Source organism: Vibrio sp. 1F253 (genome assembly GCF_041439295.1).
Taxonomy (GTDB): domain Bacteria; phylum Pseudomonadota; class Gammaproteobacteria; order Enterobacterales; family Vibrionaceae; genus Vibrio; species Vibrio tasmaniensis_A.
In genome coordinates this window covers 1-18,616 of the sequence record NZ_JBGONU010000026.1, presented here as the reverse complement: position 1 = coordinate 18,616, position 18,616 = coordinate 1, and the positions used below count along the sequence as shown (strand labels likewise).

Below are 18,616 nucleotides of genomic sequence, written 5' to 3'. Positions count from 1 at the left end.
TTATTGCGCAGGTTTTTGAGCCCAAACGTGAATATAACGGCCTAGTGACAGATATGGCTCTTGGCGACATAACTGTTTTTCCAGTTCCAATACATCTTCAAATTGGTAATCACCCATGTACTCCATATTACCTATGTAGTCACTGAAAGAGCGAATGCCTGATTTACCACAGATTTCTAGACCAGCGTCTTCTATCCATTGATAAACCTCTTCAGGCTTCAAGCCTTTTTGTGGTTGCAGCTTAAACCTTTTTCGATGTGGCATCCCATTCAATACATGAGGAATGTTGCCACAAATCACATTTTTCAGGACTAAACCATGGTGGTTGTAAAACATTATCGAGGCAATACCACCGGGTTTTACTTGTTCCAACAATAAATCAAGTGCCTGTTTTGGGTCTGCTAACCATTCCATTACGGCATGAAACATCACAAAATCGACTTTCTCTTCGAGATGCTCTGCCACTTTTTGTACCGGAGAATGAATAAATCGATATTGATCGAGCAAACCCGCTTCGCTGATACTTTCTTCTGCGAGCTTCAACATTTCAGAAGAGAGGTCGCACAGAGAAACGTTGTGGCCTAGTGTCGCAATTTTTTGTGACATCTGTGCAAGTCCACCGCCTGCATCAAGCACATGCAGCGGCGAAGCGGATTGATCAAACTTGCTCAAAGCTTGTTCTAAATCTTCCCATACGATGCACTGACGGATCTCTCCTTTGTCAGAGCCGTAAATGTTTTTTGCAAATTTGTGGGCAATATCGTCGAAATTACGGTCTTCAGTCACGGCTACTTGAGTTATTATGTCCTATCGTGCCTGCTATTCTGTCACAGGAATTTCAGGAATAAAGAGGCGATGTCTCTTTTTACTACTAAGTGATGTTTTTTCGGACTATTCGGATATGTTTGAGCTGAAAAAAGTAGTGTCTTCGTTACTGATGCCACTGCCAGCAATGTTAATTCTCGCTTTTCTGGGTTTAGCCCTAGTGATGTTTACTGCAAAAAGGAAGACAGGTTGCCTAATTACCCTTTCAGCCCTCTGTGGTATTTTCCTAATCGCTTTCCAGCCTGTTTCTAGTCAACTTTTAATGCCAATGGAAAGGCAACACACCGCTTTTTTACCTATCGATGATACCGTCGATTACATTATGGTTCTTGGAAGTGGTCACGTTGTTGATGACCAAATCCCACCAACCTCAGAGCTTAGCCGCACCGGTCTGATGCGCTTAAGTGAAGGGATTCGTATCTTACGTCTTTACCCTGGAGCTAAACTCATTTTGTCTGGTTATGGCGCAGGCACTGAGGTGAGCAACGCAAAAATGATGGCTAAAGTAGCGCTAGCACTCGGCGTGGCAAAACCCGATATCATTCTGCTTGAGACTGCGAAAGATACGTGGGAAGAAGCTCGCCAAGCCGCTGCATTCGTTAAGAATAAGAAAATGGTGCTCGTGACATCAGCTAGCCATATGACTCGCGCCCTTAATGAATTCAATGCCGCTGGCATGAAACCATTACCAGCTCCAACCAACTACCTTGCACAAGAAGGGATTGTTGAACCATGGAATAAGTATATGCCTAAGGCTATCTATCTCGAGCAGACTGAGCGCTATTGGCATGAGACGATGGGATTAGTTTGGCAAAGCTTGCGAGATTGGCTAGACACAAGTAATGACCCTGTCGAGAGCAGTACTCCGATGATAAACAATTAAAAAGTTCAGTAACAAAAAAACCGAGGCATCATTGATGTCTCGGTTTTTTTACGTTCAAGTATCGTTGCTGAAATCAGCTTTCCACGGGAGATTAGTCACCAGCAAACATGTAACCTTCACCGTGAACCGTCACAAAAATTTGTGGGTTCTTAGGGTCAAACTCCATTTTTGCACGCATACGACGGATTAACACGTCGATAGTGCGGTCATTCGGCGCGTCTACTCGATGGCTGATCATATTCAAAATACGTTCACGGCTTAATACATGGTTAGGGTAAGAAGAGAGTGCAACCAATAGTTCATATTCAGCTTTGGTCAATTTCACTGGCTCGCTGTTCTTGCTTAGCGCACGGCGAGGTATATCAAACGTCCATTCACCAAAACGAACCACAGATTCGTCTTCTGTTTGTTCTACCGCAACCGCTGCCGTTTTACGAGCAGCCGAAATACGCCACAAGAGGTTTTTAACTCGAACCAACAACTCGCGAAGTTCGAAGGGTTTAGTAACGTAATCGTCTGCGCCCATTTCAAGGCCAACGATCTTGTCAATGCTATCCGTGCGTCCAGTAACTAAAATTATTCCAATGTCTGATTGACTGCGTAATTCGCGAGTTAGCATCAATCCATCTTCGCCTGGCAAGTTGATGTCTAACATAATGAGGTCAACGTTATTTTCTTCTAACATTTTTCTCATTTGAGCCCCGCTTTCAGCTTCGCTCACTGTGTAACCTTCATTCTGGAAATATCCAACCAGTTTACTGCGGGTTACCACATCATCTTCTACGACTAATACGTGATAGCTCATCTACACCACTTTTCTTATTTAATAGTTTCAGTGACCATTCTATTCATAACTCGTAACAATTCTAGTACTACAGAAGATAAAAGCCAGAAACATGATTTTTTTTTGATACAAGACAATCTTAAACCTTGCTATTTGTCGCCCATCGCAATTCAATATAGGCATTACCACTAACGAGTAACTTTGCGTTTCGCAAATAACCTTGTTATTCAGCCTTGGTGTGCCTATACCCAAATCACTCGACGATGCTAGGTATACACACACCACAAGACTAAATCAGGATCTAAGAAATGAAAGATACGAAAGCATTCAACGAACAACGAGCAGAAATATACTGGTGGCTATCAAGCTTGTTCGCTAAAGAGCTCACTCAAGAAGAACTCGATCACTACCACTCTGTTGAAATTCGTTCTTTCCTAACTGGTTTAGGTGAAAATGAAACACTAAAGCCGGCGATTGATAGCTTAGTGGATGCGCTCAACCGTCTACAAACACGTGAAGATGCTCAATTAGAATTGTCTGCTGACTTCTGTGACTTATTCTTAAAGACTGATAAACATGGCGCACTTCCTTACGCTTCTATGTATATCGGCCAGACTGGCCTATTGAACGATAAGCCAGCAAAAGATATGGAAGAGATCATGGCTAAACACAACTTAGTGGTTAACCAAGACCTAAAAGAGCCAGCTGACCACATTGCTATCGAACTCGATTTCCTAGGTAATCTAATCATTCGTTCGAACGAAACTGAACTTGAAGAAGAACTAGAGAAATCCTTCGCTGTTCAACAACAATTTATCGAACAGCAACTGCTTACTTGGGTACCAAAGTTCAACGTTAAATGTCATGACATTGACACATTCGGTTTCTACGCTTCAATCTCATCCCTGCTATTGGCATTCTGCAAATTGGACACTCAATACCTAGCTGGCGAATAAGCTTTTTTTGGCGACTCGATAAATAAATTCAATAGAATTGTGACCATTCACCCGGATTTCTGGGTGAATTTTATTGCGAGTAATTTCTAGTCAGTCTAAAATTGTGACCGCAAACGATAAAATATGAAACATTCACGAAATGCTACACTTATTGAAGTTCAGAGCATTTCGGTGTTAAGACAAGCCGCTCAATAGCGGTTTTTTGTTTTTTAGCACTTTAGTACCCAAAGAGCCCTACAAATTTAAGCTCTTAGTTAGGTAGCTTAACGGCTACTTCATTCCGTACTTTGGGAAAGTAGCTTCTAATAGGATAAAAACATGGCCACTATAAAAGATGTCGCACGCTTAGCCGGCGTATCAACAACAACCGTTTCTCACGTAATCAACAAAACTCGCTTTGTTGCTGAAGCGACTCAAGAAAAAGTAAACAAAGCCGTAGACGAACTGAACTATGCGCCAAGTGCCGTTGCTCGTAGTTTGAAGTGCAATACAACCCGCACCATCGGTATGCTAGTGACTCAATCAACTAACCTATTCTTCTCTGAAGTTATCGATGGTGTTGAGAGCTACTGCTACCGTCAAGGTTACACTTTGATCCTATGTAATACGGGCGGTATCTACGAAAAGCAACGTGACTACATTCGAATGCTTGCAGAGAAACGTGTAGATGGCATCTTAGTTATGTGTTCTGACCTGACTGAAGAACTAAGAGAGATGTTAGACCGTCACGCAGACATCCCTAAAGTTATCATGGACTGGGGCCCTGAAAGCTCTCAGGCTGATAAGATCATCGATAACTCTGAAGAAGGTGGCTACCTAGCAACCAAATACCTCATTGAGCGCGGTCACTCCAAGATTGCATGTTTAAGTGGCCACTTAGACAAAGCAGCGTGTGTTGAACGCATCTCAGGTTACAAGCGCGCACTCAATGAAGCGAAGATTACTGCCGATGAAAATATGATCATCGAAGGCAACTTTGAATGTGACACAGCTGTGATTGCTGCTGACCAAATCATTGAGATGAAAGATCGCCCTACCGCAGTATTCTGTTTTAACGACACGATGGCATTAGGACTGATGAGCCGATTACAAGAAAAAGGTATTCGTATTCCTGAAGATATCTCAGTGATCGGTTACGACAACATAGAATTGGCTGAATACTTCTCTCCACCGTTAACGACGGTTCACCAACCTAAGCGCCGTGTTGGTAAAAATGCATTCGAAATACTACTAGAGCGTATAAAAGACAAAGACCACGAGAAACGCGTCTTCGAAATGCACCCTGAAATTGTTGAGCGAAGTACAGTTAAAACGTTAAATTAATTGATGTAATGAGTTTAGTTTAATCAAGCGCACCTTTAGGTGCGTTTTTTTTATCAACAAACAAAGTGCACTTGAGTGCATAATTCAAAGATCATTAATTGAAGCAATGTCACATTTTGAAATAAGAAGTGTGAGCCTAATTCAACAAAAACTTTATTCTAATAACCCAGTCACGCACAGGGCAAACCACTTGAAAAAGTGGGACGCAAAGCTTCCGGCCTAAACCACTCGTTGGTATGGTAGCGGGGTTACCGATGGCAAAATGCAGTAACTGCTAATACTTTAGTAATTTACAGCCTATTGACAATTTAATTGCAACATTTTGCTAATCTCTCGGACCTGCTTATTTGGTGGCGTAGTTCAAATACACCGAGATAAATAACATGGATAAACCGATACTAAAGGACTCAATGAAATTATTTGAGCCCCTAGGAAAAATTAAGTCACGCTCAATGTTTGGTGGATTCGGGCTTTTTGCTGATGACACTATGTTTGCCCTGGTTGTGAATGACCAGTTGCATATACGAGCTGACAAATGCACAACACAACAATTCGAACAACAAGGATTTCAACCGTACGTCTACAAAAAACGTGGTTTTCCTGTCGTTACTAAATATTTCGCTTTACCTGAAGGCTTATGGCAAGACCAAGAGAAAATCTTGCAGCTTGCGACTACGTCTCTAGGTTTTGCTAAAGAAGAGAAAGCTGAACAATCTTCTGCTAAACCAACTAGACTCAAAGATCTGCCTAACCTTCGACTCGCTACCGAGCGGATGTTGAAAAAGGCAGGGATCGATTCTGTAGAACGTTTATATGAATCTGGCTCTGTAAACGCATTTAACGCCATCAAAGAATCGCATGCGTCTTCTGTCAGTATTGAACTGTTATGGGCGCTAGAAGGCGCGATCAATGGTACACATTGGTCTGTTATACCGCAGCAACGTCGTGAAGAGCTTATCAATCACGTCAATTAACATTGTCAGTGCAAACTATATAGATAACTAAGCCGCATTTTTGCGGCTTTTTTTATATCTGGTGAAAGTTATTCTATGCTTTGCCTGTCTATCTATACTAGTGGTATACATTGAAAAACTAATGGTATGCATTGAAAATTTAGAGGAAGTATCAATGAGTAAAAAAATGATATTGGGTATTGTGTTGGTCATAACCATCGTCTTGTTAGGCGTCAATTTCGGCCAGTACTTAACGCTTGAAAATGCAAAAGCCCAGCAAGCTGTTTTGAATGACTACATCGAGAGCAATTTCATTGCCGCTGCCGCTATCTATTTTGTCGCGTATGTCATGATTACGGCTTTCTCAATTCCTGGCGCTGCCGTTGTTACGCTGTTAGGCGCTGCGCTGTTTGGGTTTTGGAACAGTTTACTGCTGGTGTCTTTCGCGAGCGCTATTGGCGCAACCCTCGCCTTCTTAAGTAGCCGTTACTTGTTACGTGACTGGATCCAAACCAAGTTTGGCGACAAGTTAGCCACCATCAATAAGGGCGTTGAGAAAGACGGTGCATTTTACTTATTCTCGCTACGTCTAATTCCTGTTTTCCCATTTTTCCTTATCAATCTATTGATGGGTCTAACACCTATGTCCGTGAGTCGTTACTATATTACTAGCCAAATCGGTATGTTGCCGGGTACCGCCGTTTTCTTGAATGCCGGAACTCAACTCGCAGAAATTGATTCACTTTCGGGCATCGTGTCTCCCTCAGTACTGTTGTCATTTGCCTTACTGGGTGTGTTCCCAATTATTGCTAAATGGTTGATGAACAAATTTCGCTCAGCACCTGTCGCTGAGTAACGTATGTAGATAGCTAGATGGCTAGATGGCTAGATGGCTAAATAACTTAGTAACGCATGCAGCCAAATAAGGTTCTATTTCAATGAAAATCTTCAGTGCATCGAATCCAACAGAAGCTCATATCATCTGTGGGTTGTTAGAAAGTGAGAATATTGCGTGTGAAGTCCGTGGTGAGGGTTTGTTTGGTTTAAAAGGTGAAATCCCATTTACCGAAGATACAGACCCTTACGTATGGTTACATGAGCCAGAACTCGCTAGTAAAGCCCGCACGATCGTCAATGACTACCAAAAACAGCAAGATTCGATCATCCATGAAGAGTGGCGTTGTGTTGAGTGTCATGAAATCAATGAAGCACAATTCGGGTCTTGTTGGCAGTGCGGCGCTGCTTCGCCTGAATAGCAAAGTTTCAGTTATTACAGACACGATTCGGTCAAATACCTCCTCCAAATAAAAACGGGAAGCTAAATTAGCTTCCCGTTTTTATTTTAATTCTATTGGATCATCGAGTCTGATAACCAACCCAGAGAATCACTGAATTTGCTTTTGGATAAAAGCGATAGATTGTTGATTGAATTCTTCAGGATTTTCTACATTACATACATGCCCACAGTTGGCAATTTCTACCAACTCGCTCGACTCGTGCGCTTCGACCATTTCTTTAACGGGTTTGATGAACATGTAATCGCGCTCGCCCATCAAATACAAAGTCGGAATCGGCAACTCCCTGTCTTTAAAGTATTTCATCAATGGGTTCACATCAGCCGTGAGGATAAACCAGCGCTTGAACTCTTTTTGGCACAGCTTTTTCGCTTCGCGGATAAACAGGTGACGTGATTCTTTCTGACTTTTTTGCGGCATCACAACATAAGCAAAAAGGCTGTATAGCCACATATAAGGAATGATGTGCTTACTCAGGTTTCCTAATTTGATTAAGACTTGAGATCGAGTGTTGAGTTTAGTGACAGCACCACCAAGCACCATCGAACGTACTCTGCTTGCGGCCAGTTCGGCCACGTTACGAACGATAATTGTACCCAAAGACATACCCACAAAGTGTGCGGATCGGATTTTTAGATGATCTAACACTTTAAGAATATCGAGCGTTACTGATTTGAACGTATAACGGTTCGAAATCAGATCTTTAAGTATGTTGTCTGATTTACCGTGCCCTCTCAAGTCAATGAGAAGCAAGTTGAAATGCTGTTTATACGCTTTGATCTGCTTAAACCAAATGGAGGAACTGCCCCCTGCGCCATGCACAAACACAACCCACTCATCACTCGTAGGGTGAGTAAATGTTTTATGAAATAATAAACTCTCAGACATACCTATCGCTTAATTTATTTATGGAGCTAAGCCTCATCACAAGGCGATGACTAAGGATATCACGCAATTAAGAATTTTAAGTGATAATAGTGTCAAACCCAACACTAGTCATGTGAATACCTGACCACCTTTTCTACCTGACTAAAATGAGTTTGCAAGCTTTGTCTTTGGAAACGTGATGTGATCTGACCAGAAAAAAAAGGCACTCTATCAGCAGAGCGCCTTTTTTTATTATGAACAGTTGTTATTCAACAACTGTATTTTAAAGCTAAGTCAACAAGTTAAAATGCAGAATGGTACATCGCAAGATATTCTTCTGCCGCATCTTCCCAACTAAAATCTTGTTGCATCGCGTAAAGTTGAACGCGCTTAATTTCAGATGGATTTTGAGCATAAAGTAGCAATGAACGATGCAGTACCGCTAGCAATGCTTGCGGTGTTGGCTCTTCAAAAGCAAAGCCTGTTGCTATCTCGGGATCCTGATCGTAATCATTCACACTGTCCTTTAAACCACCAACAGAGCGCACAATAGGCAAAGTGCCGTAAGCCATGCTGTAGATTTGGTTCAAGCCACAAGGCTCAAATTCAGAAGGCATCAAGAAAAAATCAGAGCCCGCTTCAACCAAATGCGCTAGTTCATTATTGTAGGCTTCTACGAATGAGAACTTGTCTGAATGAAGTGCTGATAACTCTTTCAATTGACTCGCCAAAACCGGATCACCAGTACCGACAATCACGATCTGCAATTCGTTTTTCAAGAACTGCTCGATGACAGGCAGTAAGTAATGAACGCCTTTTTGGTTGGTCAGACGACAAACCATGCCATAAACCGCACAATCGGTAACGGGTAAACCAACATCTTGTTGCAGTTTTTGCTTACAAGCAGATTTTCCACGAGTCATGCTGTGTTTCGTTGCTTTGAATTTACGAGGAAGGGAAGCGTCTGTTTCCGGGTTCCAAGCTCCATAATCACAACCGTTGAGAATACCAAATAAGTCGGCCGAACGATGTTGGAACTCTGCTGCCATGCCATGGCTACCTAACTCCGTTTTCAGCTCTTCCGCATACGTTGGGCTTACTGCATTGACCTTATCGGCACACATCACCCCTGCTTTTAGCATGGTGACATGCGTGTCACTTACAGATGCTTCTGGCACATTGTAACTGTGCATCTCTGGCAGACATTGCAGTTCATCGTATGCGAACACCCCTTTGAAAACTGCATTGTGAATCGAGATAACACTGCGCGTATTTTCAAAGAAATCATGTTGTTGATAACGTGATTTAAGCAAGAAAGGCACAAAGCCTGTGTGCCAGTCATTTGCATGAATGATATCAGGTTGGAACGCGAGCTTAGGAAGCATATCCAAACAAGCCGTACTGAAGAACGAGAAGCGCTCTCCGTTATCAGCATACGCTTGATTGTTCTCTGCGTACATTTCAGGACGGTCAAAATACTTGTCACATTCAAGAGCGAAGATTTGAACACCTTCGACACTCAACTTTTTGACTTGATAAGCAGTATGAGGCCAATGATCGAGCTCGGTCGACAAAATCACTTCAGCTGAATCAATGTTTGGAATGTTTCTATAAGCAGGGATGGTCACTCGAACATCTTGTTCGAGTGTTTGTAACGCTTTTGGCAGTGCCTTGGCTACATCAGCCAAGCCACCACTTTTAATCAAGCCTTCAACTTCAGACGCTACAAAAAGTACCGAGAGAGTCTTAGTAACCAACTCGAGCTCCTTTGGAAATAACTACTACACCATCGTCAGAGACATGGTAATGCTTTTTATCTTCTTTCAGATTTACGCCAATCTGTGTTCCAGGTGCGATATCTGCATCTTTATCGACGATGACACGACGAAGTACGCAACCTTCACCCACTTTCACATCACCGAGTAAGATACTCTCACTAATATCACACGCTGATGCGATATTACTGCGGAAACCCAATACACACTTCTCAATGCGAGAGCCACGTACATAGCTGCCGTTACACACTAAGCTATCGATGATCTGAACACGGCCGTTTGCCGAATCAGTAAACGTAGCCGGCGGTAGTGGCGGATAGTATGTATGTAGTGGCCACTTGCGGTTGTATAGCGAGAATGGCGCATCTTTCTCAAGAAGATCCATATGAGCTTGCCAGTACGCGTCAATCGTACCTACATCGCGCCAATAAACTTCTTCTTTCTCACCAGTAATACGGTTAGTACTGAAGTCATAAACAAACACATCACCACGCGGAACCATGTTTGGAATGATGTCTTTTCCGAAATCATGTGTCGAGTCTTCTTTATCTGCATCTTCAACAAGTTCTGCGAACAACTCGTTAGCTTCAAATACGTAGTTACCCATAGACACAAGCGCAGACTCCGGGTCACCTGGAATTGGTTTCGGGTTAGCCGGTTTCTCTTCAAAACCAATCATACGTCCTTCAGCATCCACTTCGATAACGCCGAATTCAGATGCTTCAGCAAGCGGCATACGCAATGCAGAAACGGTTAAAGCCGCTTTCTTCTCTTTGTGGAAATCAAGCATCTGCTTAATGTCCATTTTGTAAATATGATCTGATCCAAAAATACAAACTTGATCAGGTTCTTCCAACTGCATGAAGCGAAGGTTTTGATAAATAGCATCTGCAGTACCTTCATACCAACGCTTACCTGTACGCATTTGCGCAGGGATTGGGTCGATAAAACGGTCTGTTATACCACTGATATTCCAACCTTTTTTCATGTGATGGAACAGTGATTGTGACTTAAACTGTGTTAATACGTAGATCTTCATTAGATCAGCATTAACGAAGTTATTCAGAGCAAAATCAATTAAGCGGTAACTACCACCGAAAGGAACCGAGGGTTTGCTGCGAGATTCAGTTAAAGGTCTTAAGCGAGAGCCTTCACCACCAGCAAGAATCATTCCTAATACACCAGCCATTTTATTCTCCATATATTTATAGCTTGTCGATGTTAGTGCTCTAAGAGGTATCTTCCTCTGGGGGATGAGCACCAACACTTATTTCGGTACTTAACGAATATCCATTCACATGCAGTGAAAATATCCTAAGCCAAACGTTGTTAAGTGTGCACTATTGTTTGCACTTGGTTTTATATACGTTATCGACTTTCCGGTCGATTTCAATTTTTAATACGCCATTCTGTGTTATGTAAGCCGATTGCTTTCCTAAGACTTAAAGCAGCTCACATTACACTGTTTTTATGAAACATTAAGTTAACACTCGGAACACATCAGGTATACAACTAAAACCTGATCTGTGACTTACAATATTTTAATTAAGTTACAATCACGTTAAGGTTGCATAATTAAAGATTATTATCCATTTCATTTATTTCATGACCTGAATTTAACAAATAGACACAGGTAAGGCCGACGATCGAGAGACAGCATAATTAGTCATATTCAGATCAAAAAAAAGCAGCCTAATGGCTGCTTTTTTCATCAATAAAATGTCAACCCATATCAGATCGGGTCACACATTCAGTTACTTCTCTTTAGGCTTTTTACGTTTATCCGTAACTTCCCACTTACCGTCGATGTACAAAGCGGTCCAACCTGAAGGTTTACCGTCCACTTCGGTACGAACGTAGTTTTCTTTTGTCTTACGACTAAAACGAACTACAGTCGGCTTGCCATCAGGATCAGCAACCGGTGCTGATGCCAGGTACTGGAATTTAGGTGAAATACGGTCTTTAAAACGAACCAGCTCTTCCACTAATGGTGCACGTGTTTCACGTGATTTAGGGAAATTACTCGCGGCCATAAACAGACCAGAAGCCCCATCACGAAGTACGAAGTATGCATCTGAATTTTCACATGGGAGTTCAGGGAAATGCACTGGGTCTTCTTTAGGTGGCGCTACTTCGCCATTCTTCAGAATCTTACGAGTGTTCTTACAATCTTCACTCGTACAGTCCATGTATTTACCGAAACGACCATTCTTCAAAACCATGTCAGAACTACATTTGTCACACTCAACAAGCGGACCATCATAGCCTTTCACTTTGAATTCGCCGTGTTCAACCACATAACCTTCACAGTTAGGGTTGTTACCACACACATGCATCTTCCGCTTATCATCGATCAGATAAGCATCCATTGCCGTTTCACAAATCGGACAACGCTTTTTCGCTCGAAGTGCTGCGGTTTCAACGTCTTCTTCAAGAACGTTGATAATACCGTCTTCATCACCAAGGTTAATGGTTGTCTTACAGCGCTCTTTTGGTGGAAGTGCATAACCAGAACAACCTAGGAATACGCCAGTCGAAGCTGTACGAATACCCATTTTACGGCTACAAGTTGGACACTCAATATCGGTTTCAACGATATGATTTGGCTTCATGCCACCAGCGTCTTCATCTAAATCGGCTTTTTCCAAATCGCCTGTAAAGTCTTCGAAGAAGTTATCTAGCACGCCTTTCCAGCTTGCTTCGCCTTCTGCAATTTGGTCTAACTTCTGCTCCATACGAGCTGTAAAGTCATAGTTCATTAGATCATTGAAACTGCCATCTAGACGGTCAGTAACAATTTCACCCATCTTCTCTGCATAGAAACGACGCTGTTCAACTTTTACATAACCACGATCTTGAATCGTAGAGATGATTGATGCGTACGTTGAAGGACGGCCAATACCACGCTTCTCAAGCTCTTTAACTAGCGCCGCTTCAGTAAAACGGGCTGGCGGCTTAGTGAAGTGCTGTTTAGGGTCTAATGCGATTAGGTCTAGCTTTTCACCAACCTGTACAGCAGGAAGAATCGTATCTTCATTTTTACCCATTGGACGTTGAACGCGAGTCCAACCATCAAATTTAAGAATACGACCTTTCGCTTTTAATGTGTACTCATCAGCTTTAACGCTTACCGTCGTTGAATCGTACTGCGCAGGTGTCATTTGACATGCAACAAATTGATTCCAAATCAGCGAGTAAAGCTTGTGTGCGTCTGCGTCTACGCCGTTTAGGTCTTCAGACTTAACATCGACACTCGAAGGACGAATCGCTTCGTGAGCCTCTTGTGCGCCCTCTTTGCTGCCGTATACAAGCGCTTTCGGTGGAAGATATTGTGCACCAAACTCAGAACCAATGTATTCACGTGCGGCTTCTACAGCTTCTGAACTCAAGTTGGTCGAGTCAGTACGCATATAAGTGATGTAACCCGCTTCATACAAACGTTGAGCCAACATCATGGTTTTCTTTACGCCGTAACCAAGACGTGTGCTCGCCGCTTGTTGCAGAGTCGACGTGATGTAAGGTGCAGACGGCTTACTCTTAGTTGGGCGGTCTTCACGTTTACAGACTTCGTATTGCGCTTTTTCTAAAACGCTTACTGCAGCTTGTGTTTGCGCTTCATTATCAGGTTTAAACGCAACACCGTCTTTTTGAGCGACTTGCAGTCTGAAATCTGTTTTCTCTGCCGTTTTGGTATCAGCATGCACATCCCAGAACTCTTCAGGGATAAAAGCGTTGATCTCGCGCTCACGTTCAACCAGTAGTTTTACAGCTACAGATTGAACACGGCCAGCGGATAGGCCTCGTGCTACTTTTTTCCAAAGCAGTGGTGACACCATAAAGCCAACAACACGGTCCATAAAACGTCGTGCTTGTTGTGCGTTTACGCCGTCGATATTTAGCTCGCCTGGAGTTTCGAAAGCTTGCTGAATAGCATTTTTAGTGATTTCGTTAAAAACCACTCGTTTGTATCGCGTTTCATCACCACCGATGATCTCACGAAGGTGCCATGCGATAGCTTCTCCTTCGCGGTCCAAATCGGTTGCGAGATAAACATGGTCTGCGTTCTCAGCCAGTTTTTGCAATTCAGCAACGACTTTTTCTTTGCCCGGTAAGATTTGGTAATTCGCTTCCCACTCTTGATAAGGGTTGATACCCATCTTTTTAATAAGCGCTTTGCGATCTTTTTCTTTCTTGATACGAGCTTTATCTTCTGGGCTCATACCCTTGGTTGAAACTGCAGCAGCCTTTTGACCTGTACTTTGACCCGCCGTTGGTAAATCACGAACGTGACCTACACTCGACTTAACGACAAAGTCTTTGCCAAGATATTTATTGATAGTTTTAGCCTTGGCTGGCGACTCCACTATAACGAGCGATTTACCCATATTGACTCTAACGTCCTTAATCACGATGCTTCAACACCAACAATTTTACTTGTGGGCTTTTACGCATGATATTCTAAATTCATTGCTTCTTTTTTTACTATTGTGCGAGATTACTAGAAGATCAACCGCTTTTTTCAAAATTGGATCTGATCGCTCGACAATTCGACGACTCATAGAGAAAAGAGTCACAATATAAAGAAGCTATAAAGTACTCACTAAGAATACTTGCAAGAGCCTATTCATCAGGCATTACGTCTAAACGCGCTCATACTAAGCTTGTCGGCGAATCTAACGCGAGCCCCATTCAATTATTTTTGTCATAAATCACAAAATAAATTGTGGATGTTTTAAAAGACTCTCTTAATCGGTTGTGAAATCATTGAATTTCTAGTTCGACACCATAAACTCAACGTTATATTCAGTTATCAGAGATAAACTCATGACAAAGAAAGTAATAGCAGAATTTGATTTACTGCTTATCGCAAACCAAATTATCCAATCACATGATGACTACATTGAAGGCATGCGCGCAAACAGCGTAGTAGAAAAAGACGATGTACTCATTTTCAAAGGTGAATACTTCTTAGACAACAATGGAATGCCGACAGAAAATACAACCGCGGTATTTAACATGTTTAAGTACTTGGCGCATCACCTTTCGAAAGAATTTACAATTCAGCAATAATTAAAAAGCTTGCCATCTAGGCAAGCTTTTTTGTTCCTGGACCTTTATATACTTATCATTTTTATAGACTTAGTATTTTTATAGACTCAGCATTTTCAGCTTATCGAAGTAGTCAGGGAATGTCTTTGATGTACAACCTGGCTCATTGATCGTCACCGGGGTGTCACTCAAAGCAACCAACGAGAAACACATCGCCATGCGGTGATCATCGTAAGTATCAATCGCCGCGTGCGTCAGTTCAGCCACAGGGTTAACAATGATGTAGTCTTCACCCTCTTCCACCTCAGCGCCCACTTTACGTAGTTCTGTTGCCATTGCCGCTAAGCGATCCGTCTCTTTCACACGCCAGTTGTAAACATTGCGGATTGCGGTTGTTCCCTTAGCAAACAGAGCCGTTGTCGCAATTGTCATCGCCGCATCTGGAATATGGTTGTAGTCCATATCAATGCCTTTTAGCTCACCACAACGAGAGATAACGTAGTCATCACCCCATTCAATTTCAGCACCCATTTTCTCAAGTGCATCAGCGAATTGGATATCACCTTGGATACTGTTTTTGCCAATACCTGTCACTTTAATCTCGCCACCTTTGATAGCAGCGGCTGCAAGGAAATATGACGCAGATGATGCATCACCTTCAACCAAGAAATCACCGGGTGCTGTGTAAGATTGCCCGGTTGGAATCACAAATTCTTGGTAGTCATTGTTGATAACATCCACACCAAATTGCTTCATGATATGCAGCGTAATATCGATGTAAGGCTTAGAAACCAATTCACCCTCGATTTTGATGGTCACTTCGCCTTCAGCTAAAGGTGCAGCCATCAAAAATGCCGTCAAGAATTGACTAGAGATAGAACCGTCGATAGAAACCGTACCACTCTTCAGACCGGTACCTGTGATCTTCAATGGTGGATAGTTTTCGTTTTCTAAGTATTCAACGTCGGCACCAGCTTCTCTCAGTGCAGTCACTAAGTGACCAATTGGGCGCTCTTTCATACGTGGCTCACCAGTAAGAACGTATTCACCGCGACCTAAACAAAGTGCAGCAGCCAATGGACGCATTGCTGTACCCGCGTTACCTAAGAAAAGCTCTAGGGCTTTGTCACTTGAAAATGCACCACCAACACCTGTCACTCCACAAACTGTTTTGTCTGCAGACAACTGATAATCAACACCTAACTGTGTTAATGCATTCAACATATGACGAATGTCATCACTGTCTAGTAAGTTTGTTAGGCGAGTTGTTCCCGTTGAAAGTGCAGCCAAAAGAAGCGCACGATTAGAAACACTTTTTGAGCCAGGTAGGTTAACTTCCCCGCTCACTTTCTGAATTGGTTGTAACGTAAGGCTTTCCATTAGTTCTTATAGTCCTTGTACCACCCGAAGTCACTGGCGCGTATCTATTTTCGGGTGATGAATAATTCTTCGTACTTGCAGACTAACTAACTTTTCCAACGAACTCCAGAGCTAATCCCCTCGATAAAGGCGATTAATTAGCCAACTAAACACATTTATATACTAGTACGCTAGATCAACTCGAACGCCATCTGAAAAATAGAGAATCCGCACATCATCACCTCTATTGAACAACATCGAATTGTCAACGTCTTGAATGATGTTAACCAGATTGTCATCCTTGGTTTTAACCAATAATTCAACGAGTTTATATTCCACCCGATATTGCGTATTACCGCGATTACGAGCGATCCCCGCCCCCGCTACAGCACCAACCGCCGTTGCGACTTCTTTACCTGTGCCGCCACCAAACTGATTACCAACCAAACCACCAATTGCCGCACCCAACAAGGTTTCCCAACCATTCGCTTTCGACTCTACGATCTCCTGTTGGGTAATGTACCTGACCGTATCAACCTCACCGTAAACGACCTCATTCACTGGTCTGGCTTGGTTTCTGTTGTAAGCTGCATTTGCCAACATGGGCAAAACAAGTAAAATCCAAAGCAACTTCTTCATGGTAAAACTCCTAAAGACCTCTTGGTCAGTGATTAATCTGTAATGCGGTACTTATGACTATATACCTAACCGAACTTGATACTACTAGTATAGAGTTTCCTTCGCCCTTCGACGCGCTTGATGAACCCAACGGTCTACTCGCGTTCGGTGGTGATTTGTCACCCATACGAATTCTGAACGCTTATAGCCAAGGTATATTTCCATGGTATGGCCCAGGAGAGCCTATACTTTGGTGGAGCCCTGCACCGCGAGCGGTATTTAATCCTAAGACATTCGAACCGTCAAAAAGTCTTAAAAAGTTTCAAAGAAAGCACAATTACCGAGTCAGCATCAACCAAGCGACGGACAGAGTAATTGGTTATTGCTCTTCACTAAGGCCCGAAGAAGAAACCTGGCTAAACAGCGACATGCAGTCAGCCTACCGCAAACTCGCTTCATTAGGTTTCTGCCACTCGGTTGAGGTTTGGCAAGATGATGAACTGATCGGCGGACTTTACGGGTTACAAAGAGGCCAAGTCTTTTGCGGTGAATCGATGTTCAGCCTGAAGACTAATGCCTCTAAAATTGCGCTATGGTACTTTTGCGAGCACTTTACACAATTCGGCGGACAACTCATTGATTGCCAAGTCATGAACCCACACTTGGAATCCTTGGGCGCTATCGAGGTTGATAGGGATGAATTCCTGAGTTCTCTTCGATTACTCAAAGAAACGTCCGTTAACGATGCATGTTTTAAAAAACAATGGCTAAAGGAAATGCCTTAATGAATCCAGATTTACAACAAATCAGAATTGGATTAACAGACAATCACGCTTGCAGTTACTTACCCCATCTCGAAGAAAGAGTGGCAGTCACGCTTGATGAACACATGCACACCGCAGATAACTATGAAGTTCTACTTGCGAATGGATTTCGCCGCAGTGGAACAACCATTTATAAACCACATTGCGATAATTGCTCATCGTGCCAAGCGATTCGACTGTCGATTCCCGAGGTCAAGTTTTCCAAGAGCCAACGACGAATACTCAACAAGGCCAAAGCGCTGCGTTGGGAGCTGAAAGATGAAATGGATGACAACTGGTTTGACTTGTATAGCCGCTATATAACCGCTCGCCACCGTTCGGGAACCATGTATCCACCGAAGAAAGAAGAGTTTCTGCATTTCTCTAAAAATGAATGGCTTGCTACAAAGTTCATGCACATCTATGATGAGGGGCAGTTAGTCGGCATTGCCGTTACAGACATCATGTCTCACTGTACGAGCGCGTTTTATACCTTCTTCGACCCTGATATCGACATTTCCATGGGAACTCTTGGCGTTCTATTCCAGATCCAACATGCCCAGAAAGAACAAAAACAATGGTTATATTTGGGTTATCAAATCGATGAATGCCCTGCGATGAACTATAAAGTACGATTTCAACGTCATCAAAGGCTAGTAAATCAGCGGTGGCAAGGGTAGAATACGCGACAACTTTACATATTTTGATTTTAACGGCACAATCAAGCCGTTGAAAACCGCCAAATTTCGAAAGAGGATTAGATGGCTAAAGAAGACGTAATCGAGATGCAAGGCACTGTCCTTGATACTCTACCAAACACAATGTTCCGTGTTGAGCTTGAAAACGGTCACGTAGTGACAGCACACATCTCTGGTAAAATGCGTAAGAACTACATCCGTATTCTTACTGGTGATAAAGTAACTGTTGAGATGACTCCATACGACCTTTCTAAAGGCCGCATCGTCTTCCGTGCTCGTTAATTTTTAATTACCGAATACGATAAGAAGCGGAGCCCTCAAGGCTCCGTTTTTTATCGCCTGAACTTTTTACCACTCCAACAACACCAACCTCGCATCTAGCATCTAGCATCTAGCATCTAGCATCTAGCATCTAGCATCTAGCATCT

18 protein-coding genes and 1 riboswitch are annotated in these 18,616 nt (G+C 42.7%); of the genes, 10 read left to right on the top strand and 8 right to left on the bottom strand.

Translation table 11 applies throughout. From position 1 onward, the window contains the following. Positions 1–786 (bottom strand): tRNA uridine 5-oxyacetic acid(34) methyltransferase CmoM, encoded by a 786-nt coding sequence (gene cmoM, locus ACED28_RS13885; RefSeq protein ID WP_371710090.1) that lies wholly within the window; start codon positions 784–786, stop codon positions 1–3. A 115-nt stretch (positions 787–901) separates the two neighbouring features. Here cmoM and elyC point away from each other — a divergent pair, with 115 nt between their 5' ends. Next, positions 902–1,708, top strand: a complete 807-nt coding sequence (gene elyC, locus ACED28_RS13880) for an envelope biogenesis factor ElyC (RefSeq protein WP_086049120.1) — start codon at positions 902–904, stop codon at positions 1,706–1,708. A gap of 91 nt (positions 1,709–1,799) precedes the next feature. Here elyC and torR read toward each other — a convergent pair whose 3' ends face one another. Next, entirely contained in the window at positions 1,800–2,513 is a 714-nt protein-coding gene (gene torR, locus ACED28_RS13875) for a two-component system response regulator TorR (RefSeq protein WP_371710089.1), read from the bottom strand. Between the two features lie 287 nt (positions 2,514–2,800). Here torR and torD point away from each other — a divergent pair, with 287 nt between their 5' ends. The 5 genes from torD (at position 2,801) to ACED28_RS13850 (ending at position 6,980) form a co-directional block, all read left to right on the top strand. Then, complete coding sequence (torD, locus tag ACED28_RS13870) at positions 2,801–3,448, top strand: molecular chaperone TorD (protein ID WP_371710088.1); 648 nt, start codon at positions 2,801–2,803, stop codon at positions 3,446–3,448. A 318-nt stretch (positions 3,449–3,766) separates the two neighbouring features. Then, positions 3,767–4,771, top strand: coding sequence for an HTH-type transcriptional repressor PurR (purR, locus tag ACED28_RS13865; RefSeq protein ID WP_017099945.1), 1,005 nt, complete (start codon positions 3,767–3,769; stop codon positions 4,769–4,771). A gap of 170 nt (positions 4,772–4,941) precedes the next feature. Then, positions 4,942–5,027, top strand: a riboswitch (cyclic di-GMP riboswitch). Between the two features lie 127 nt (positions 5,028–5,154). Continuing rightward, a complete protein-coding gene (locus tag ACED28_RS13860) occupies positions 5,155–5,745 on the top strand; it encodes a TfoX/Sxy family DNA transformation protein (RefSeq protein WP_009846352.1) in 591 nt (196 codons plus the stop codon). Between the two features lie 154 nt (positions 5,746–5,899). Beyond that, positions 5,900–6,580 carry a TVP38/TMEM64 family protein gene (locus ACED28_RS13855; RefSeq protein ID WP_009846351.1) on the top strand — a complete coding sequence of 227 codons (681 nt, stop codon included), beginning with the start codon at positions 5,900–5,902 and terminating at the stop codon, positions 6,578–6,580. Positions 6,581–6,662: 82 nt separating this feature from the next. Further along, positions 6,663–6,980 (top strand): DUF2007 domain-containing protein, encoded by a 318-nt coding sequence (locus tag ACED28_RS13850; RefSeq protein WP_371710086.1) that lies wholly within the window; start codon positions 6,663–6,665, stop codon positions 6,978–6,980. A gap of 129 nt (positions 6,981–7,109) precedes the next feature. Here the strand turns inward: ACED28_RS13850 and ACED28_RS13845 are convergent, their stop codons facing one another. The 4 genes from ACED28_RS13845 to topA form a co-directional block, all read right to left on the bottom strand. After that, the gene (locus tag ACED28_RS13845) at positions 7,110–7,907 is read right to left on the bottom strand and encodes an alpha/beta fold hydrolase (protein ID WP_009846349.1); all 798 of its coding nucleotides are present in this window, start codon (positions 7,905–7,907) and stop codon (positions 7,110–7,112) included. Positions 7,908–8,188: 281 nt separating this feature from the next. Beyond that, positions 8,189–9,643 (bottom strand): glycogen synthase GlgA, encoded by a 1,455-nt coding sequence (gene glgA, locus ACED28_RS13840; RefSeq protein ID WP_371710085.1) that lies wholly within the window; start codon positions 9,641–9,643, stop codon positions 8,189–8,191. Further along, a complete protein-coding gene (gene glgC, locus ACED28_RS13835; protein WP_080518005.1) occupies positions 9,633–10,862 on the bottom strand; it encodes a glucose-1-phosphate adenylyltransferase in 1,230 nt (409 codons plus the stop codon). The genes glgA and glgC overlap by 11 nt, the downstream gene beginning before the upstream one ends. A gap of 553 nt (positions 10,863–11,415) precedes the next feature. After that, entirely contained in the window at positions 11,416–14,046 is a 2,631-nt protein-coding gene (gene topA, locus ACED28_RS13830) for a type I DNA topoisomerase (protein WP_012603610.1), read from the bottom strand. 439 nt (positions 14,047–14,485) lie between these two features. On the opposite strand from topA, the gene ACED28_RS13825 reads away from it, so the two are divergent. Next, entirely contained in the window at positions 14,486–14,731 is a 246-nt protein-coding gene (locus tag ACED28_RS13825; RefSeq protein ID WP_009846345.1) for a YciN family protein, read from the top strand. A 78-nt stretch (positions 14,732–14,809) separates the two neighbouring features. Here ACED28_RS13825 and aroA read toward each other — a convergent pair whose 3' ends face one another. Next, positions 14,810–16,090, bottom strand: coding sequence for a 3-phosphoshikimate 1-carboxyvinyltransferase (gene aroA / locus ACED28_RS13820; protein ID WP_371710084.1), 1,281 nt, complete (start codon positions 16,088–16,090; stop codon positions 14,810–14,812). 162 nt (positions 16,091–16,252) lie between these two features. Beyond that, complete coding sequence (locus ACED28_RS13815; protein WP_012603608.1) at positions 16,253–16,708, bottom strand: glycine zipper 2TM domain-containing protein; 456 nt, start codon at positions 16,706–16,708, stop codon at positions 16,253–16,255. 53 nt (positions 16,709–16,761) lie between these two features. Here ACED28_RS13815 and aat point away from each other — a divergent pair, with 53 nt between their 5' ends. The 3 genes from aat to infA all read left to right on the top strand — a co-directional run bounded on the left by aat (position 16,762) and on the right by infA (position 18,470). Beyond that, positions 16,762–17,472, top strand: coding sequence for a leucyl/phenylalanyl-tRNA--protein transferase (gene aat, locus ACED28_RS13810; protein WP_371710083.1), 711 nt, complete (start codon positions 16,762–16,764; stop codon positions 17,470–17,472). Next, a complete protein-coding gene (locus ACED28_RS13805; RefSeq protein ID WP_029223169.1) occupies positions 17,472–18,170 on the top strand; it encodes an arginyltransferase in 699 nt (232 codons plus the stop codon). The genes aat and ACED28_RS13805 overlap by 1 nt, the downstream gene beginning before the upstream one ends. 81 nt (positions 18,171–18,251) lie before the next feature. Next, complete coding sequence (gene infA, locus ACED28_RS13800; protein ID WP_001040192.1) at positions 18,252–18,470, top strand: translation initiation factor IF-1; 219 nt, start codon at positions 18,252–18,254, stop codon at positions 18,468–18,470. Positions 18,471–18,616: the final 146 nt, after the last annotated feature.

Coding starts and splice junctions, on each gene's coding strand:
- elyC (WP_086049120.1), top strand. CDS start 902: ATGTTTGAGCTGAAAAAAGTAGTGTCTTCGTTACTGATGCCACTGCCA.
- torR (WP_371710089.1), bottom strand. CDS start 2,513: ATGAGCTATCACGTATTAGTCGTAGAAGATGATGTGGTAACCCGCAGT.
- torD (WP_371710088.1), top strand. CDS start 2,801: ATGAAAGATACGAAAGCATTCAACGAACAACGAGCAGAAATATACTGG.
- purR (WP_017099945.1), top strand. CDS start 3,767: ATGGCCACTATAAAAGATGTCGCACGCTTAGCCGGCGTATCAACAACA.
- ACED28_RS13860 (WP_009846352.1), top strand. CDS start 5,155: ATGGATAAACCGATACTAAAGGACTCAATGAAATTATTTGAGCCCCTA.
- ACED28_RS13855 (WP_009846351.1), top strand. CDS start 5,900: ATGAGTAAAAAAATGATATTGGGTATTGTGTTGGTCATAACCATCGTC.
- ACED28_RS13850 (WP_371710086.1), top strand. CDS start 6,663: ATGAAAATCTTCAGTGCATCGAATCCAACAGAAGCTCATATCATCTGT.
- ACED28_RS13845 (WP_009846349.1), bottom strand. CDS start 7,907: ATGTCTGAGAGTTTATTATTTCATAAAACATTTACTCACCCTACGAGT.
- glgC (WP_080518005.1), bottom strand. CDS start 10,862: ATGGAGAATAAAATGGCTGGTGTATTAGGAATGATTCTTGCTGGTGGT.
- topA (WP_012603610.1), bottom strand. CDS start 14,046: ATGGGTAAATCGCTCGTTATAGTGGAGTCGCCAGCCAAGGCTAAAACT.
- ACED28_RS13825 (WP_009846345.1), top strand. CDS start 14,486: ATGACAAAGAAAGTAATAGCAGAATTTGATTTACTGCTTATCGCAAAC.
- aroA (WP_371710084.1), bottom strand. CDS start 16,090: ATGGAAAGCCTTACGTTACAACCAATTCAGAAAGTGAGCGGGGAAGTT.
- ACED28_RS13815 (WP_012603608.1), bottom strand. CDS start 16,708: ATGAAGAAGTTGCTTTGGATTTTACTTGTTTTGCCCATGTTGGCAAAT.
- aat (WP_371710083.1), top strand. CDS start 16,762: ATGACTATATACCTAACCGAACTTGATACTACTAGTATAGAGTTTCCT.
- ACED28_RS13805 (WP_029223169.1), top strand. CDS start 17,472: ATGAATCCAGATTTACAACAAATCAGAATTGGATTAACAGACAATCAC.
- infA (WP_001040192.1), top strand. CDS start 18,252: ATGGCTAAAGAAGACGTAATCGAGATGCAAGGCACTGTCCTTGATACT.